Origin of the sequence: Kribbella caucasensis (assembly GCF_004361855.1) — a bacterium.
GTDB lineage: Bacteria > Actinomycetota > Actinomycetes > Propionibacteriales > Kribbellaceae > Kribbella > Kribbella caucasensis.
Genome location: NZ_SNWQ01000004.1, coordinates 284,099 through 299,850 on the forward strand (window position 1 = coordinate 284,099; position 15,752 = coordinate 299,850).

General features: G+C 68.7%; 16 protein-coding genes and 1 riboswitch. Of the genes, 9 read left to right on the forward strand and 7 right to left on the reverse strand.

Going from position 1 to position 15,752, the window contains the following annotated elements; translation table 11 throughout:
* Positions 1-44: 44 nt before the first annotated feature.
* Positions 45-230: a YegP family protein gene (locus EV643_RS11240; protein WP_133799945.1), complete on the forward strand. Its 186-nt coding sequence runs from the start codon at positions 45-47 to the stop codon at positions 228-230.
* Positions 231-302: 72 nt separating this feature from the next.
* Here EV643_RS11240 and EV643_RS11245 read toward each other — a convergent pair whose 3' ends face one another.
* A complete protein-coding gene (locus EV643_RS11245) occupies positions 303-665 on the reverse strand; it encodes a YciI family protein (protein WP_133799946.1) in 363 nt (120 codons plus the stop codon).
* A gap of 181 nt (positions 666-846) precedes the next feature.
* Here EV643_RS11245 and EV643_RS46665 point away from each other — a divergent pair, with 181 nt between their 5' ends.
* The 3 genes from EV643_RS46665 (at position 847) to EV643_RS11260 (ending at position 4,935) form a co-directional block, all read left to right on the forward strand.
* A complete protein-coding gene (locus EV643_RS46665) occupies positions 847-2,670 on the forward strand; it encodes a right-handed parallel beta-helix repeat-containing protein (RefSeq protein ID WP_133799947.1) in 1,824 nt (607 codons plus the stop codon).
* Positions 2,671-2,686: 16 nt separating this feature from the next.
* Entirely contained in the window at positions 2,687-3,646 is a 960-nt protein-coding gene (locus EV643_RS11255) for a pyridoxal-phosphate dependent enzyme (protein ID WP_133799948.1), read from the forward strand.
* Between the two features lie 273 nt (positions 3,647-3,919).
* Positions 3,920-4,081: riboswitch (cyclic di-AMP (ydaO/yuaA leader) on the forward strand.
* Positions 4,081-4,935, forward strand: coding sequence for a C40 family peptidase (locus tag EV643_RS11260; protein ID WP_133799949.1), 855 nt, complete (start codon positions 4,081-4,083; stop codon positions 4,933-4,935). (Overlaps the previous riboswitch by 1 nt.)
* A 118-nt stretch (positions 4,936-5,053) precedes the next feature.
* Here the strand turns inward: EV643_RS11260 and EV643_RS11265 are convergent, their stop codons facing one another.
* Complete coding sequence (locus EV643_RS11265) at positions 5,054-5,710, reverse strand: response regulator (RefSeq protein WP_133799950.1); 657 nt, start codon at positions 5,708-5,710, stop codon at positions 5,054-5,056.
* Complete coding sequence (locus tag EV643_RS11270) at positions 5,707-6,927, reverse strand: sensor histidine kinase (RefSeq protein WP_238165502.1); 1,221 nt, start codon at positions 6,925-6,927, stop codon at positions 5,707-5,709. The genes EV643_RS11265 and EV643_RS11270 overlap by 4 nt, the downstream gene beginning before the upstream one ends.
* 194 nt (positions 6,928-7,121) lie before the next feature.
* Between EV643_RS11270 and EV643_RS11275 the strand changes: the two genes are divergently transcribed.
* The 3 genes from EV643_RS11275 to EV643_RS11285 all read left to right on the forward strand — a co-directional run bounded on the left by EV643_RS11275 (position 7,122) and on the right by EV643_RS11285 (position 9,299).
* Entirely contained in the window at positions 7,122-8,015 is an 894-nt protein-coding gene (locus EV643_RS11275) for an ABC transporter ATP-binding protein (RefSeq protein ID WP_133799952.1), read from the forward strand.
* A 51-nt stretch (positions 8,016-8,066) separates the two neighbouring features.
* The gene (locus tag EV643_RS11280; protein WP_133799953.1) at positions 8,067-8,882 is read left to right on the forward strand and encodes an ABC transporter permease; all 816 of its coding nucleotides are present in this window, start codon (positions 8,067-8,069) and stop codon (positions 8,880-8,882) included.
* Positions 8,883-9,110: 228 nt separating this feature from the next.
* Positions 9,111-9,299, forward strand: a complete 189-nt coding sequence (locus EV643_RS11285; RefSeq protein WP_133799954.1) for a DUF3073 domain-containing protein — start codon at positions 9,111-9,113, stop codon at positions 9,297-9,299.
* Positions 9,300-9,491: 192 nt separating this feature from the next.
* Here the strand turns inward: EV643_RS11285 and purM are convergent, their stop codons facing one another.
* From purM to EV643_RS46435, 3 genes are all read right to left on the reverse strand, one after another.
* Positions 9,492-10,577 carry a phosphoribosylformylglycinamidine cyclo-ligase gene (gene purM, locus EV643_RS11290; RefSeq protein WP_133799955.1) on the reverse strand — a complete coding sequence of 362 codons (1,086 nt, stop codon included), beginning with the start codon at positions 10,575-10,577 and terminating at the stop codon, positions 9,492-9,494.
* 75 nt (positions 10,578-10,652) lie between these two features.
* Positions 10,653-12,212, reverse strand: coding sequence for an amidophosphoribosyltransferase (gene purF / locus EV643_RS11295; protein ID WP_133799956.1), 1,560 nt, complete (start codon positions 12,210-12,212; stop codon positions 10,653-10,655).
* Between the two features lie 25 nt (positions 12,213-12,237).
* Positions 12,238-12,369 (reverse strand): hypothetical protein, encoded by a 132-nt coding sequence (locus tag EV643_RS46435; RefSeq protein WP_255512959.1) that lies wholly within the window; start codon positions 12,367-12,369, stop codon positions 12,238-12,240.
* A gap of 102 nt (positions 12,370-12,471) precedes the next feature.
* On the opposite strand from EV643_RS46435, the gene EV643_RS11300 reads away from it, so the two are divergent.
* Positions 12,472-13,455, forward strand: coding sequence for a helix-turn-helix transcriptional regulator (locus EV643_RS11300; RefSeq protein ID WP_238165503.1), 984 nt, complete (start codon positions 12,472-12,474; stop codon positions 13,453-13,455).
* A gap of 15 nt (positions 13,456-13,470) precedes the next feature.
* Here EV643_RS11300 and EV643_RS44825 read toward each other — a convergent pair whose 3' ends face one another.
* Positions 13,471-14,610: an SDR family NAD(P)-dependent oxidoreductase gene (locus tag EV643_RS44825; protein WP_202869511.1), complete on the reverse strand. Its 1,140-nt coding sequence runs from the start codon at positions 14,608-14,610 to the stop codon at positions 13,471-13,473.
* Between the two features lie 132 nt (positions 14,611-14,742).
* Here EV643_RS44825 and EV643_RS11310 point away from each other — a divergent pair, with 132 nt between their 5' ends.
* Positions 14,743-15,738 carry an RNA polymerase subunit sigma-70 gene (locus EV643_RS11310; protein ID WP_133799958.1) on the forward strand — a complete coding sequence of 332 codons (996 nt, stop codon included), beginning with the start codon at positions 14,743-14,745 and terminating at the stop codon, positions 15,736-15,738.
* The last annotated feature ends 14 nt before the right edge of the window (positions 15,739-15,752 follow it).

Below are 15,752 nucleotides of genomic sequence, written 5' to 3' on the forward strand. Positions count from 1 at the left end.
GACTACGCTCCGATGCGGAGTCACATACCACCACGGGAGGTTTCATGGCAGGCAAGTTCGAGCTGTACAAGGACAAGTCGGGCGAGTTCCGGTTCCGGCTGAAGGCCGGCAACGGCGAGGTGATCGCGACCAGCAGCGAGAGCTACGAGAGCAAGGCGCGCGCGCTCAACGGCATCGAGTCGATCAAGAAGAACGCCGCCGAGGCGAACGTGGACGACCAGACCTCCTGACCCAAACCACTCGAACTACCCGAACGGCAGGGCTACCGGACCGCACCGGCGCCCTGCCGTTTCAATTGGCTTTCAGAGGCCGACCTCGTGGATCACCGCGCGGACCTCGACCCCGAGGCCCTCGATCCCGGCGTCCGGGATCATCGCGGCCAGTTCCTGGGCTCGCTCGGGCGTCGCACAGTCGACCAGGTAGTACCCGGCCAGGAACTCCTTCGCTTCCAGGAACGGCCCGTCCGTCACCGCCGGCACGCCGTCCCGGACCTTGACCACCGACGTCTTGGCCGGCTCGGCCAGCGCGACCGTGCTGTGGAACTCGCCGGACTCCTGGAGGGTGGCCATGAACTTCTCGTGACCGCTGAAGATCGCCTGCCTCTCGTCCTCCGACAGCGCGTCGAGCACCTCGGGGTTGATGTTCAGGACCAGTAGGTACTTCACGAGGTCTCCTCGGGTTCTCGGCTCCCCCACTGGAAGCCGCTCGTCATCAGTACGGAGCCGCTACGCCCTTCTTGACATCGCGATGCTACGAACTCTGGCGACCAGTGTCCGCTTGTGGCACGGTGAGGTCTCGTAAAAGCCGGTTGCTGGGGGAACCGCGGACGGCTTGGGGGGAAACCAAATGCGCCGTATCGTCCTGTCCTGTCTGACCTTGATCGCCGCCTTGCTCGTCGTAACCACACCGGCCCAGGCGGCCGAGATCACCGTTACCACCACCAACGATGTCGTGAACGGCGCCGACGGAGTCACGTCGCTGCGCGAGGCGATCAACACGGCCAATGCCGCCGTCGACCCGACCACGGTCACCCTCGCCGCCGCGGCGACGTACGGGCTGAACCTGTGCGATGACGACGACACCAACGCCGGCGGAGATCTCGACAGTACGTCGAGCCAGCCGCTGACGATCGACGGCAACGGGTCGACCATCGACCAGAACTGCGCCGGCGAACGCGTCATGGACACGACCAACTCCGCCGGCTCGCTGACCCTCCAGGAGTTGACGCTGACCGGCGGCGACTTCTTCGACGGTGCCGCCTTGAAGCACGACGGTGACGCGATCCTGACCGACTTCACCGCGACCGGTAACAACGGCGGAACCGGCCGCGTGCTGGTCAGCCCGTCCGGTGGCGGGATTCTCACCCTGACGAACTCGAGCATCCACGACAACACCGGTACCGGCGTAGCCCTGTCGCTGGGCACCGTGAACATCAGCGGGACGACCATTACGAACAACACCGGTCGGGGAGTCGGCCTGACCGACGGGAATCTGACCGTGACCGGCTCGACCATCAGCAACAACGGCGGCGACGGCCTGCGGACAACCGGGATGGGCTCCGGGCTGTTCACTGTCACCGACACGACCGTGCACAACAACGGCGGCACCGGCGTGATCTGTTCGGCGTGTGGCGACCTGACCGTGACCGGTTCCACCATCACGGACAACCACCCGGCCGGAACCAGTACAGGCGGCGGCATCCAGGTGCTGTTCGACCAGGACGCACCTGCTGATCAGCCCGTCGTGACAGTGACCGAGTCGACTGTGTCCGGCAACACCAAGACCGGCGCGGGCGGCGGCATCAACACCGGCATCATCGAGAACACCGGTGGTCCGCCCCCGGCGCAGATCCTGGTGATCCGGTCGACGATCAACGGCAACACCGCAACCGGCGACCCGGACAGCCAGGGCGGCGGCATCTACGCGAACACCGGCGAGGTCCGGGTGGACAACTCGACCATCACCGGCAACACCGCCGATGCCGCGGGTGGCGGGATCTACACGCTCGCGCACGACGTCTACCTGCGGCACACGACCGTCTCGGGGAACACCGCGGGCGGCGTCGGCCGGAACGTGGCGACCAACGCCGGGCTGCACACGTTCGGCTCGATCCTTGCCGGCGGCACCGGTTCCAGCGACTGCGGTATCGAGCTGCTGACCGACTCCACCGGCTACAACCTGGACGGCGACGGCACCTGCGACCTGGCCGGGGCCGGTGACCAGAGCAACATCGGCAGCCCACAGCTGGGAGCCCTTGCAAACAACGGTGGTCCGACCCAGACGATGCTTCCGCTGGCGGCGAGTCTCGCGAACGGCGCGGTGCCGGCAGCTGCGTGCACTGTCCTTACTGCCGACCAGCGCGGCATCACCCGACCGCAGGGCGCCAACTGCGAAGCCGGCTCCGTGGAAGTGGCCGAAGGACCACCACCGGCGCCTGCCTGCACGATCACCGGCACCAACGGCGGCGACCTGCTGATCGGCACACCCGGCGCGGACGTACTGTGCGGGCTCAACGGCGACGACCTGATCCTCGGCGGCAATGGGAACGACATCCTGCGCGGTGGTAATGGCAAGGATGTGCTGATCGGCGGCCAGGGCATCGACACTCTCGACGGCGGCCAGGGCAAGGACATCTGCCTCGGCATCGGAGACACCCAGATCTCTTGCTGACCGATAGGTTCTGGACATGCTCACCTTCGAGGATGTCCAGAACGCGGCACAACGGATCGAGGGGACGGCGCACCGTACGCCGGTGCTCACGTCGCGCACGCTGAACGAACGGGTCGGCAGGGAGGTGTTCCTCAAAGCGGAGAACTTCCAGCGGATCGGGGCGTTCAAGTTCCGCGGCGCGTTCAACGCGGTCAGCCGGTTGACCGCGGAACAACTCGGGCGCGGCGTCGCGGCGTACTCGTCGGGGAACCATGCCCAGGCGGTCGCGTGCGCGGCAGCACTGGCGGGGACGAGTGCGGTGATCCTGATGCCGGCGGACGCGCCGTCGACGAAGATCGCCGCCACTCGCGGGTACGGCGCCGAGGTGGTCAGCTACGACCGGTACGCCGAGGACCGGGCGGCCCTGGCGGCGAGGCTGGCCGACGATCGTGGGCTGACCCTGATCCCGCCGTACGACCACTACGACGTGATGGCCGGGCAGGGGACGGTCGCGCTCGAGCTGATCGAGGAGACCGGGCCGTTGGGGGCGCTGCTGGTCCCGGTGGGCGGCGGCGGCCTGATGGCGGGGTGCGCGACGGCGGCGACCGTCCTGTGCCCCGGCATCCGGATGATCGGGGTCGAGCCGTTGGCGGGTGACGACCACGCCCGGTCGCTGGCCGCGGGTCACCGGGTGGAGATCGACGTACCGCGGACCATCGCCGACGGGCAGGCGATCTCCCAGCCGGGTCAGCTGACGTTCGAGGTGAACCGGCGGCTGGTGGAGCGCTTCGAACTGGTCACCGACGACGAGATCGTGGCGGCGATGGTGTTCGCGTTCGAGCGGCTGAAGATCGTCCTCGAGCCGAGTGGGGCGAGCGCGCTGGCGGCCCTGCTGGCCGGGCGGATCGAGGAGCTGCCGAACCGCGTCGGAGTCGTGCTGTCCGGCGGGAACGTGGGGCTGGATAGGTTCGCCGAACTGGTCGGGAAAGGGTCCTGAGTACTCACTGTGTTCGTTGTCACAGACAGCTACCTACGAATGTGATCCAGATCACATCAAACGGCTGTATGCCCGCCTGAATACCGCTCAGACACGCTCAGGACCACTGATGTTCACCTTGGATCCCTGAGCCGTCAGAGAGGCGCTCAGGGCCTTTCCGGAGGGTGCCTGTGGATCTGAGGGTTTGCGTCGTGATCGTTCTGTTATACAGTCGTCGGCGGTTCGACAAATAACGAACTGCATGTGTGTCAAACGCCGAGCCCTGCCAGGGCACACATGTTCCCCTCGAATACCAATGGCAGGGGTGGGGGACCCAGGAGGTTGGGTCTCGACCGTGAGTGGTCGGGTCCCTGGGGTGAAGTCCGCGGGAGCGGACCGGGCTAGTTTCTCAGCCCGAACCCGACAGCTAACTCCGCAGGCGTCGGGAGACAACCATGCCCGTCACTGCCCGACGGACAGCGCTGCTGCGCGCCGTCAAGTCCAGCGAGTCCAGTACCCGGCCCATGGGCCGCACCGTGGGCAAGCACCGGAAGACCAGCAAGACCGCGGCCACCCCAGGTCGCGCCGCCGCCGCCGTTCTCTCGGTCGGCCTGGCGGTCAGCGGTGGAGCCGCACTCAGCGTCGTCACCCCCGCCGACACCGCCCACGCGGGCACCTCGAAGACCACCTCGGCCGCCTGGGCCCGGGGAAACAAGCCGATCGCCACCAAGCCGCTGCTGCGCTACGCGGACGCCGGTTCGGCCGTTCGGTACGTGCAGCGGTCGCTCGACGTGCCGGCCGGCGGCTGGTACGGCTCGGCCACCCGCACCGCGGTGGCGAACTTCCAGCGCCGGGTGGGCCTGCCCCGCACCGGCACCATGACGGTGAACACCTGGCGTTCGCTGTTCTACGCCGCCAGCCACGGTCTGCTGCACGGCGGCACCGGCAAGGCGACCGGCAGCTTCCACACCAAGGTGCTGCGCGAGGCCGCGAAGCTGAAGGGCACGCCGTACCGGTACGGCGGCACCACGACGCGCGGTTTCGACTGCTCCGGCTACACCGGCTACGTCTACAAGAAGGCCGGCAAGAAGCTGCCCCGCACCTCGCGCCAGCAGTACGCCGCCACCAAGCACCTGAGCCGCAAGGCCGCCAAGCCCGGTGACCTGGTGTTCTTCAAGAGCGGTGGCGGCAGCGTGTACCACGTCGGCATCTACGCCGGCGGCAACATGCTGTGGCACTCCTCGCGCCCGGGTCGCCCGGTCGCGAAGGCGAAGATCTGGAGCAGCAACGTGGCCTTCGGCCGCGCCTGACGCTCCGGCCCGTCAGCGAGATCCAATCCCCCTGGATCGCTGACCTGAAACCGGTCGTGGCCGTCGCCCCCCACCCCTCCGACGGCCACGGCCGGTTTCCTTTTGTCTGAAGCCCGCCCTACTGATCCAGCAAACCTGCGTCATGGGCGAGGATCGCTACCTGGACCCGGTTGGTGGCGTCGAGTTTGACCAGCACCCGGGACACGTGCGCCTTCACCGTCGCCTCGCTCATGAACAGCTCCTTGCCGATGTCCGCGTTCGACAACCCGCGCGCGACCGCCGCGAGCACCTCCCGCTCCCGATCCGTCAACGTGGTCAGCCGTTGCCGCGCCACCCGCTGCCGATCGGTCCGGGCATCCGCCGCGAAGTGCCCGATCAGCCGGCGAGTCACGGTCGGCGACAGCATCGCGTCCCCGGCCGCGACCACCCGCACGGCCTGGACCAACTCCCGCGGCGGCGTGTCCTTGAGCAGGAACCCACTCGCCCCAGCCTGCAACGCCCGGAACACGTAGTCGTCGAGATCGAAGGTGGTCAGTACGACGACCTTCGGCGGATCGGGTAACGCCTGGACCTCACGGGTCGCGGCGAGTCCGTCCAGCCGCGGCATCCGGATGTCCATCAGGACCACGTCCGGCCGGTGCTTGCGAACCATCTCGGCCGCGTCGGCACCGTCCTCGGCCTCGGCGACCACCTCGAGATCGTCGGCCGATTCGAGGATCATCTTCAGCCCGGCCCGGACCAGCGCCTCGTCGTCCACGATCAGCAGTCGCGTCATTGCTTCCCCTTCACTTCGGCCGGGCCTTCAACTTCAGCCGGCCCTTCCACTTCGCCGACCCCGCTCATGTCCGGTCCGGCGCCTTCGCGGCTGTCGGACCAGGGCAACCAGGCCTCGACCCGCCAGCCGCCATCGGGGGTCGGTCCGGCCGCCAGCCGCCCGCCGGAGAGGTTGACCCGCTCCCGCAGCCCGACCAGGCCGGAACCGGACCCAGGAAGCAGTGAATCAGCCGCCACCGGCCGGACGTTCGTCACCCGGACCGACACGCCGTCGCCCTCCGCACCCCGGACCAGCACCTCGGTCGACACACCGCGGGCGTGCTTGTGGACGTTGGTCAGCGCCTCCTGGACGATCCGGTAGACGGTCCGGCCGACCGACGCGGGCACCTCGTCGGGCAGCAGCAGTTCGCTGTGCACGTTCACCCCGGCGGCCCGCGAGTCCTCGATCAACCGCTCCAGGTCGGCGGCCTTCGGCACCGGAGCGAGGTCCGCGCCGTCCACGCTCACGTCGGTTCGCAGTACGCCGAGAACCTCGCGGAGATCCTCCATCGCCTGCCGGGCGGTCTGCCGGATCAACCCGGCCGAACTCTCCACCTTCTCCGGGCCGACCGTCGGGTTCACCTCCAGGCCGCCGGCATGCAGAGCGATCAGGGACACCTTGTGGGCAAGAACGTCGTGCATCTCCTGGGCGATCCGGGCCCGCTCACCGAGCCTGGCCTGCTCGGCTCGCAACTCGCGCTCCGCCTCGGCCCGCTCGGCGCGATCCCGGAGCGTCGCCAGCAGGTCGCGCCGGGTCCCGACGTACCCGCCGAACGCGATCCAGGCACCGATGACGAACGGCCCGGTGATCAGCAGCAGCAGCGGTTCGTCGGAGTTCTCCCACTGGGAACCCACGTACACAGCGCACCCGGCGACACCAAGTACTGCAAGCAGGCCGTCGCGGCGGCGGATCGCCAGGCTCAGCAGCGCGAAGCCCATCGGGATGAACGTCCCCCCGACCGCCGTGGCGACGATGGTCAGCAGGGTCACCGAGATCGGGAACCGTCGCCGCCACAGCAGCGCGAGCGAGGCCGTGACGCCGACGCCCAGCACGAACCATTCCTGCGCTCCCCAGCCGCCCGGGCCGGTGCCCTGGCCGGGCTCCGTGCCGGGGCCACCGGAGCTGGCCTGGCCGACGATGCTCAGCAGGCTGAAGGCGACGAAGACGACGTCACGCATCCGGGGAGCCTGTATGGCCCACCACGCGTACCAACGCCGCAACCGTTGCATTCCGTCAGCGTAGTCGCGCTGCGTCCTGGCTTTCGTCCGCCGATCGGCTGCCCTTAGGGGTGTTCCAGGACGACTTTCGTAGGGGGTGAGCGCACCCGGTCGGGCGATGTGGCGAGGGGGTCGCGGACGGAAGAGTTGCGGTCATGATCACCGTCGAGAACCTGACCAAGCGCTACGGCAGCAGCACGGCCGTCAAAGATGTCTCCTTCACCGTCGAGCCCGGCAGCATTACCGGCTTCCTGGGGCCGAACGGCGCCGGCAAGTCGACCACGCTGCGGATGCTGACCGGCCTCACCCCACCCACCTCGGGTACTGCGACCATCACCGGCAAGCGGTACGCCGACCTGCCGAACCCCGGCCGGGTCGTCGGCGTCATGCTCGACGCGGCCGCACAGCACCCGGGTCGCACCGGCCGGGAGACCCTGCAACTCAGCGCGAGCCTGCTCGGGGTCCCCAAGAGCCGGGTGGAGGAGATGCTCGAGGCCGTCGGGCTCAGCTCGGCCGCCAAGCGTCGCGTCGGGCAGTACTCGCTGGGTATGCGCCAGCGCCTCGGGATCGCCGGTGCGCTGCTCGGCGACCCCGCCGTACTGATCCTGGACGAGCCGGCCAACGGGATGGACCCCGAGGGCATTCGCTGGATGCGCGGCCTGTTGCAGGACTTCGCCGGGCGCGGCGGCACGGTGATCCTGTCCAGCCACCTGCTGGGCGAGGTCCAGGCGACCGTCGACCGGCTGGTTGTCATCGGGGGCGGCCGAATCGTGGCGAACGGCTCCCTGGAGGAGCTGCTCGCCGGCAGCGGCACCCTGGTCCGCGGTCTCGATCCGATCGGGCTGAACCAGGCGCTGACCGCGGCCGGGCTGAGCCTCGAGCCGCTGACCGACGGCGCGCTCCGGGTGGACGCAGGAGCCGAGCAGGTCGGCCGCGCGGCCGCCGCAGCCGGCCAGATCCTGATCGAACTGCGCCAGAGCGACGGCGCCGGCCTGGAGGAGCTCTTCTTCCAGCTGACCGCGACCACCGACCTACCCGCCGCCGCCTGAGCGGCCGCAGCCACCTTCCGAACTCGCCTTCTTTCTCTTGGAGCTTTCGCTATGACCGTCACCGAAGTCACCCGTCCGGCCGCCGCCGCGGCCCCCGGCAAGCACCGGGCCGCCGAAACGACCAACCTGCCGCCCGTGCGCGGCCAGTCCTTCGCCAAGCTCGTGGGGATCGAGCTACGCAAGTCCCTCGACACCCGCAGCGGCCGAGTGCTGATCGCGGCCATCCTCGCCCTCGCGGCAGCCGCGCTGATCTGGCAGCTGACCCACCTCGACCCGGGCCCGGCCGCCTTCGACGGCTTCCTCGGCGCCGCGTCCACCGGAGTGATGCTGATCCTGCCCGTGGTCGGCGTGATGGCGATGACGAGTGAGTGGACCCAGCGGACCGCGCTGACCACGTTCACGCTGTCGCCGCGCCGGGTACGGGTCCAGCTCGCCAAGTTCGTGTCCGCGATCGTGCTGAGCGCGGTTGTGCTGACCGTGACCACCCTGATGGCGCTGGCCGCCACCGCGATCGCCGGAGCCACCCACGGCGACGGCACGACGTACGCCGGTATCGGGGGCGCCCTGGCCGGTGCGTACCTGACCACCGCGCTGAACGTCGTGATGGCCGCCGCCTTCGGAGCCGTGATCGCCCAGACCGCGGTCGCGATCCTGGTCTTCTTCATCGCCCCGACTGCCTGGTCGCTGGCCGGACCGGCGCTGTTCAAGGACAACGCGGCCTGGCTGGACGTGTTCGGCGCCTTCGGCCGGATCGCGGAGCGTGATCTGAACGGGATGCTGCCCGAGACGCTCACCTCGGTCGCCATCTGGATCGTCCTGCCGACCGTGGTCGGACTGTGGGCAAGCTCACGTCGCGAGGTGAAGTAGGCGGGGCTGCACAGGCCCCGTCAGGCGGGAAAGACGCGATGGACCTGACCGGTTCGAGGGGGCCGGCCGGGTCCATCGGCCGGTCATCGGAGGTCTGAAGGCATCCAGTCAGGGGGCGGTGCGTGTGTCGATCCCCGGCTCCGGGTAACCTAGAACCACGATTACTGACGACTGATCCGTGGGCGCCACGCTGCGTACCCGGTTGACTTGTGCGAGGGGGTCGACGCTATGGGGCGCGGCCGTGCAAAGGCCAAGCAGACGAAGGTCGCTCGCGACCTGAAGTACCGCACCTGGGACACCGACTTGGACCAGCTCAAGCGTGAGCTGTCCGGTGACCAGGGTGGCGACCGTTCTGCGAACGGTGACGACGACTCTGACGTCGGCGAAGACGCCGACGACTACCACCCCCGTCGGTAAAGCGACTGCCCGGTTGACCGGCCCGCGGCGCCTGAGGGCGTCCGGGCCGTTGACCGTGCTCTGCTGACGGACCAGTTTCACCACACGGCACACCCGGCGGCTTTGCTGTGCCCGTTTCCGCCGCTCGGGGGCCGATCTAGCGTCCGAAGAACTGAGCGCTACAGGCCACAGTTTTTCGGACGCTCTGCGGGTTCAGCGCGCGTAGTTGCCGTGGAGGGCGACGCCGGTGGACTCGCCGGAAGGGCTGACCTCGCCGCAGACCCAGGCGGGTACGTCGCGGTCGGCCAGGAAGGCGATCGCGCGGTCGGCCTCGGCCGGGGTGAGGACGGCGACCATGCCGATACCCATGTTGAGGGTCTTCTCGATCTCGGGGCGGGCGACTTCGCCGAGGTCCGCGACCAGGTCGAAGATCGGCGCCGGGGTCCAGGTGGAGCGGTCGATCCGGACGGTGAGGTCGTCGGGGATCACCCGGGCCAGGTTGGCCGCGAAACCGCCGCCGGTGATGTGGGACATCGCGTGCAGCGGCTTCTCGTCGCCGTCGCGTTCGAGGTTGAGCTCCTGGATCAGCTCGAGGCAGTGCTTGGCGTACACCCGGGTCGGCGTCAGCAGGGTCTCGCCGAGGGTGCCACCGAGTTCGGGGACCTCCCGCTCGAGCGTCCAGCCGGCCCGGTCGAAGAACACGTGCCGGACCAGGGAGTAGCCGTTCGAGTGCAGCCCGGACGACGCCATCGCCAGGATCACGTCACCGGCCCGGACCCGTTCCGCGCCGATCAGCTCGTCGGCCTCGACGACACCCGTCGCCGCCCCGGCCACGTCGTACTCGTCGGCCTCGAGCAGACCGGGGTGCTCCGCGGTCTCGCCGCCGACGAGCGCGGTACCGGCTTCGACACAGGCTTCGGCGATGCCCTTGACGATCTGCGCGATCGTCTCCGGGACCACCTTGCCGGTGCAGATGTAGTCGGTCATGAACAGCGGTTCCGCGCCGCACACGACCAGGTCGTCGACCACCATGCCGACCAGGTCGAACCCGATCGTGTCGTGCTTGTCCAGCTTCTGCGCGATCGCGACCTTGGTCCCGACCCCGTCGGTCGAGGTGGCGAGCAGCGGCCGCCGGTACCCGGTCAGCGCGGTCGCGTCGAACAGCCCGGCGAACCCGCCGAGCCCGCCGACCACCTCGGGCCGGGTCGCCTTGGCCACCCATTCCTTCATCAGCTCGACGGCCCGGTCCCCGGCCTCGATGTCGACACCCGCGGCGGCGTAACTCGCGCCCTGGCTCACGTTCTTCTCCTTCTCGGCGGTACGACGCCGGCCCAGCCGGTCCGTCGTCCGCGTTCCAGTTTGGGTAAACCTGGGTTACGGGCGGGAAAGGGCGTCGGCCGCGCCGGCGCCGCCCGAGACGGTGGCGAGGCCGTCCACATCGGTGACCGGAAGCTCGAGCAGATGCTTGCCGAGCCGCTCCGGGGCCGGCAGCTCGACCGGGTAGATGCCGTCGAAGCAGGCCCGGCAGAGCTTGTCCTTCGGCACCGTGGTGGCCTCGATCAGTCCGTCCAGGCTGATGTACCCGAGCGAGTCGGCGCCGATCGAGCGGCAGATCTCCTCGGTGTTCAGGCCGTTCGCGATCAGCTCGGCGCGGCTGGCGAAGTCGATGCCGTAGAAACACGGCCACTTCACCGGCGGCGAGGAGATCCGGACGTGGATCTCGGCCGCGCCCGACTCGCGCAGCATCCGGATCACCGCACGCTGGGTGTTACCGCGCACGATCGAGTCGTCGACCACGACCAGCCGTTTGCCCTCGATCACCTCGCGCAGCGGGTTCAGCTTGAGCCGGATACCGAGCTGGCGGATCGTCTGGCTCGGCTGGATGAAGGTTCGGCCGACGTAGGCGTTCTTGACCAGGCCGGATCCGTACGGGATGCCCGACTCCTCGGCGTACCCGATCGCGCCCGGCGTACCGGACTCGGGGGTGGCGATCACCAGGTCGGCCTCGACCGGGTGCTCGCGGGCCAGCTGGCGGCCGACCTGGACCCGGGTGGAGTGGATCCGCTGGCCGGAGATCTGAGTGTCGGGCCGGGCCAGGTAGACGAACTCGAACAGGCAGCCCTTCGGGTCCGCCTCGGCGAACCGGGTCGAGCGCATGCCGTCCTCGTCGATCGCGACCATCTCGCCCGGCTCGACCTCCCGGATGAAGCTGGCGCCGACGATGTCGAGGGCCGCGGTCTCGCTGGCGATCACCCAGCCGCGTTCGAGCCGGCCGAGCACCAGCGGGCGGATCCCTTGCGGGTCGCGGGCGGCGTACAGGGTGCTCTCGTCCATGAAGATCAGGCTGTAGGCGCCCTTGACCTTCGGCAGCACCTTGGCAGCCGCCTCCTCGATGGTCAGATCCGGGTAGCCGGCCAGCATCGAGGTGAGGATGTCGGTGTCCGAGGACGCGCCGTGCTTGGCGTTCGCCTTCGCGTGCTCGACCTCGAGATCCATCCCGAGGTCGAGGTCGTCGCTGCCGTCCAGGGAGGCGGCGAGGTCACCGGTATTGGTCAGGTTGCCGTTGTGCGCCAGCGCGATCGAACCGGTCGCGGTGGACCGGAAGGTGGGCTGCGCGTTCGCCCAGACGCTGGATCCGGTCGTCGAGTACCGGCAGTGCCCGACGGCGATGTGCCCCCGCAGGGACGCCAGGGTCGCCTCGTCGAAGGCCTGGCTGACCAGGCCCATGTCCTTGTAGACCAGGATCTGGCTCCCGTTGCCGACCGCGATACCGGCCGACTCCTGCCCTCTGTGCTGCAGAGCGTAGAGCCCGAAATAGGTGAGTTTGGCGACCTCTTCCCCGGGAGCCCAGACCCCGAAGACGCCACAAGCGTCCTGCGGGCCTAGATCCTGCGGGTCAAGATCATGAGTGAGCCGACCATCGCCACGAGCCACGCGCAACAGTCTACGGGAGGGTTTCCTACCAGCAGACGCCGCAGACCGTGTGGGGGTCATCGGGGTCGGGGACGGCCGATGCCGCCCCGGCGCCCACCGCGAGCAGACCGGCGAGGACACCGCCGGCGGCGACAACGGTCAGAAACCACTTGATCACTGCTAGTCCCTTCGAGATACTTCGAAACGTTCTCCTGAACGCGCTGAATCGACGCAGCTTGTATATGGTCGGTTCCAAACGGGCGTTCGAAGGGTCGGGATAGTGCTGGAACCGCTGGGTCTGGATGAAGACACCTACGCGGTCTACCACGCCCTCCTCCGCGAGCCAGACGGTACGCCGGAGCAGATCGCCGCGCTAGTCAATCGTCCACTGGATGAAGTTCATCGCATCCTGGACGAGCTGCGAGAGCTCGATCTCCTGGTCCCGACCTGGACCAATCCCGAGGTCGAGCACGCGGTCCACCCCCGGGTCGGACTGACCGGGCTCGTATCCCGGCGCCGCAGCGAGCTGCACAAGATGCTCGGCGAACTGTCCGAGGCCGAGGCGTCCGCCGAGATCATGGCCGAGCAGTACAACGAACTCCTCACCGCCCGGACGAGCGGCGACGTCGAGGTCCTGAAGGGCCGGGCCAACGCCTCCCGCCGGGTCGAAGAACTCGGCGCCAAGGCCAAGGACACCTTCTGGGGCCTGATCCCGGGCCACGTCGACGACATCGTCGCCCCGGTCGAGGAGTCCCCGGACCTGCCCCTGCTCGAACGCGGTATCAAGATGCGGACGGTCTACCTGCAGAGCATGACCGTCTCCAAGCAGGGCCTCGAGTTCGCCGCCTTCATGCACAAACAGGGCAACGAGGTCCGGGCCACCCCCACGCTCCCGATGCGGCTGCTGATCATCGATCAGGAGATCGCCGTGATGCCGCTCAACCCCGAGGTCGAGAGCGCCGGCGCCGTGATCCACCGCAGCCCGGCGGTCGTCGCGCTGGCGCTGTCCCTCTTCGACTCCTACTGGTCCCGCGCCAGCGAGCTCTTCGCCCCCGAGGACCGCGACAACGACTCCCCCCTCACCCCGCACGAGGCCGAAGTACTCCGCCTGCTGGCCGGCGGCGCCAAGGACGAACAGGTCGCCCGCCTGCTCGGCATCTCCCTGCGCACCGCCCGCCGCATCACCGCGAACCTCTCCGACCGCCTCGACGCCACCTCCCGCTTCGAACTGGGCGTAGCCGCCGCCAAACGCGGCTGGGTCTGATCCCGCCGGGTCGGGCTACGCCGCGCGGTCGGCCATCAGGTTGCGCAGGCTGTCGCCGATGTAGTGGTTCCACGCGGTCGAGCAGTTGTCGAAGCACTCGTAGGTGGGGACGAGGCCGACGTGGGTGAAGCGGACCTCCGTGCCGGCGCTGTTGGGGGTCAAGTCAAAGGTGATGTCGGTGCCGGTCCACTCTTCCTTGTCGGCTACGAAGCTGAGGTGCGCGTCAACGACGTGCCAGGCGACTCTCTTGCCGGGGACCAACTCGGTGATCTCCTGCGTACTGCGATGGAGGTTCTCGTACCGGTACGTGAACTGAGCACCGAGCTGGTCGGTGACGCCATCGATCTCTCCGGTCCACCAGCTACGGACGTCGTTGATGGCGGCGAAGACTTCATCCGGAGTTCGGTCCACCGTGAAGGTGATGGTGAGATTTTCGTGCGTACCGGAGATCAGGGCGGCGTTCGCGCGCTCGAGCGTCTTGATCGCACCGCTGTCCCATTCCGGCGCCAGGGACGCTGACATGGGGTCGGGGAAGATGTCCTCCTCGCCGCTCTGCAGGCCGTCGAAGACGGCCCGCGCGACGTCTGCCGGAGCGGCCTTCGGGATCTCGAGATCGCGGGACATCTCGGTATCCACCGGACCGAGCAGAACGGCGTGCACCCGGACACCTTGCCCGGCGAGCAACGCCCGCTGCGATTGGGTGAGCGAGTACGCCGCGGCCTTGGAGAGCGAGTACGACGCGATGATCGGTAGGGCTGCGAGGGACGCCAGCGACAGCACGTTGACGACCGCACCCTGGGAGCGAGTCAGCAACGGCAGGAAGGCGTGTGTCACGTCGAAGGGGCCGAACAGGTTGACCGCCAGGTGCTGCTCGAGCACCGCGCGATCGCCGAGCTCGTCATAGATCGCCAGGCCGGCGTTGTTGATCACGACGTCGAGCGCCTCGATGCTTTCCGATGCCGTCTGGATCTGCGCCGCGTCGGTCACATCCAGGGCCAGCCTGGTGACTCGGTCGTCGGGGTGCTCGAAGGGCTGCCGCGTGCCCGCGTAGACGCGGTTGGCGCCTCGGTGCAGTGCCTCCTCGACCAGCGCTCGGCCGATACCTCGGTTGGCGCCGGTCACCAGGATCGTCCGGTTCGCGATGGGGGTGGACATAGTGTTCTCCGCTCTCGTTGGTGCGTGTAAAGGGATTGACACGGCCCGCGCCAGGAATTGGGCGCACCGGGAGCGACCAGTTCCGCTCGCCGTAGGTGTCAGTAACGGGAGAGGATCCGGATGGAGGTTGGCATGACGGTAGATCTGATCCAACGGGCGCGGGCAGGCGACCGGGACGCTTTCGCGGCGCTCGTCGATCCACACCGTGGCGAACTACAGGTGCACTGCTATCGGATGCTCGGCTCGCTGCAAGACGCCGAGGACACGTTGCAGGAGACGCTTTTGGCGGCGTGGCTCGCCCTCGACGGCTTCGAGGGTCGCTCGTCGCTGCGTACCTGGCTGTACCGCATCGCGACCAACCGGTGCCTCAACGTACTACGGACGTCCAGTCGGCGACCGGTGCCGGCAGCACCTCTGCCGATCGCGCCGCCGGAGCCGACCCGCCTCGGTGAGGTGCTGTGGCTGCAGCCGTACCCCGATGTCCTGCTGGACGGGCTCCCCGAACAGGCACCTGGGCCGGAGACCCGGTACGAGTCCCGCGAGGCGATCTCGCTCGCCTTCGTCACCGCCGTACAACTGCTGCCGCCGAACCAGCGGGCCGTCCTGCTGCTGCGCGACGTCCTCGGCTATCGCGCGCGGGAGACCGCCGACCTGCTCGGCCTCACCGAGGACGCCGTCACCAGCGCACTCAAACGAGCCCGCGCGACGATGACGGCCGCCCGTCCACCCGGCCCGCCGCCACCCCCAGCCGGTGGGCCGGAGGAGCGCGAACTGGTCGATCGGTTCGTCACGGCGTTCACCGAACTGGATGTCGACTCGCTCCTCGCCCTGATGACTGACGATGTGTGGGTACGGATGCCGCCTCTGCCGTTCGAGTACCGCGGGACGGAGGCCGTGCACCGCTTCTTCACGGCGGTCGACGCGCATCGGCGAGGGATCGACCGGCTGGTTCACGTCCGGGCAAACGGACAGCCCGCCTGGGGCGAGTACCGCCGTGACCGGATCACCGGCACCCTGCATGTCCAAGGCGTCGAGGTGATCGGACTGGCCGGCCACGGGATCTGCGAGATCACCCGCTTCGAGGCAGCGCTCGCGCCGTACTTCGGCCTTCCGCGCACGCTCGACTAGCGACAACTTCCAGG

Excerpts from the sequence above, each read along its gene's own strand:
- EV643_RS11310 (WP_133799958.1), top strand. The coding sequence starts at position 14,743 with ATGACGGTAGATCTGATCCAACGGGCGCGGGCAGGCGACCGGGACGCT.
- EV643_RS11240 (WP_133799945.1), top strand. The coding sequence starts at position 45 with ATGGCAGGCAAGTTCGAGCTGTACAAGGACAAGTCGGGCGAGTTCCGG.
- EV643_RS11285 (WP_133799954.1), top strand. The coding sequence starts at position 9,111 with ATGGGGCGCGGCCGTGCAAAGGCCAAGCAGACGAAGGTCGCTCGCGAC.
- EV643_RS11255 (WP_133799948.1), top strand. The coding sequence starts at position 2,687 with ATGCTCACCTTCGAGGATGTCCAGAACGCGGCACAACGGATCGAGGGG.
- EV643_RS11265 (WP_133799950.1), bottom strand. The coding sequence starts at position 5,710 with ATGACGCGACTGCTGATCGTGGACGACGAGGCGCTGGTCCGGGCCGGG.
- EV643_RS11260 (WP_133799949.1), top strand. The coding sequence starts at position 4,081 with ATGCCCGTCACTGCCCGACGGACAGCGCTGCTGCGCGCCGTCAAGTCC.
- EV643_RS11280 (WP_133799953.1), top strand. The coding sequence starts at position 8,067 with ATGACCGTCACCGAAGTCACCCGTCCGGCCGCCGCCGCGGCCCCCGGC.
- EV643_RS11275 (WP_133799952.1), top strand. The coding sequence starts at position 7,122 with ATGATCACCGTCGAGAACCTGACCAAGCGCTACGGCAGCAGCACGGCC.
- EV643_RS46665 (WP_133799947.1), top strand. The coding sequence starts at position 847 with ATGCGCCGTATCGTCCTGTCCTGTCTGACCTTGATCGCCGCCTTGCTC.
- EV643_RS11270 (WP_238165502.1), bottom strand. The coding sequence starts at position 6,927 with ATGCGTGACGTCGTCTTCGTCGCCTTCAGCCTGCTGAGCATCGTCGGC.
- EV643_RS44825 (WP_202869511.1), bottom strand. The coding sequence starts at position 14,610 with ATGTCCACCCCCATCGCGAACCGGACGATCCTGGTGACCGGCGCCAAC.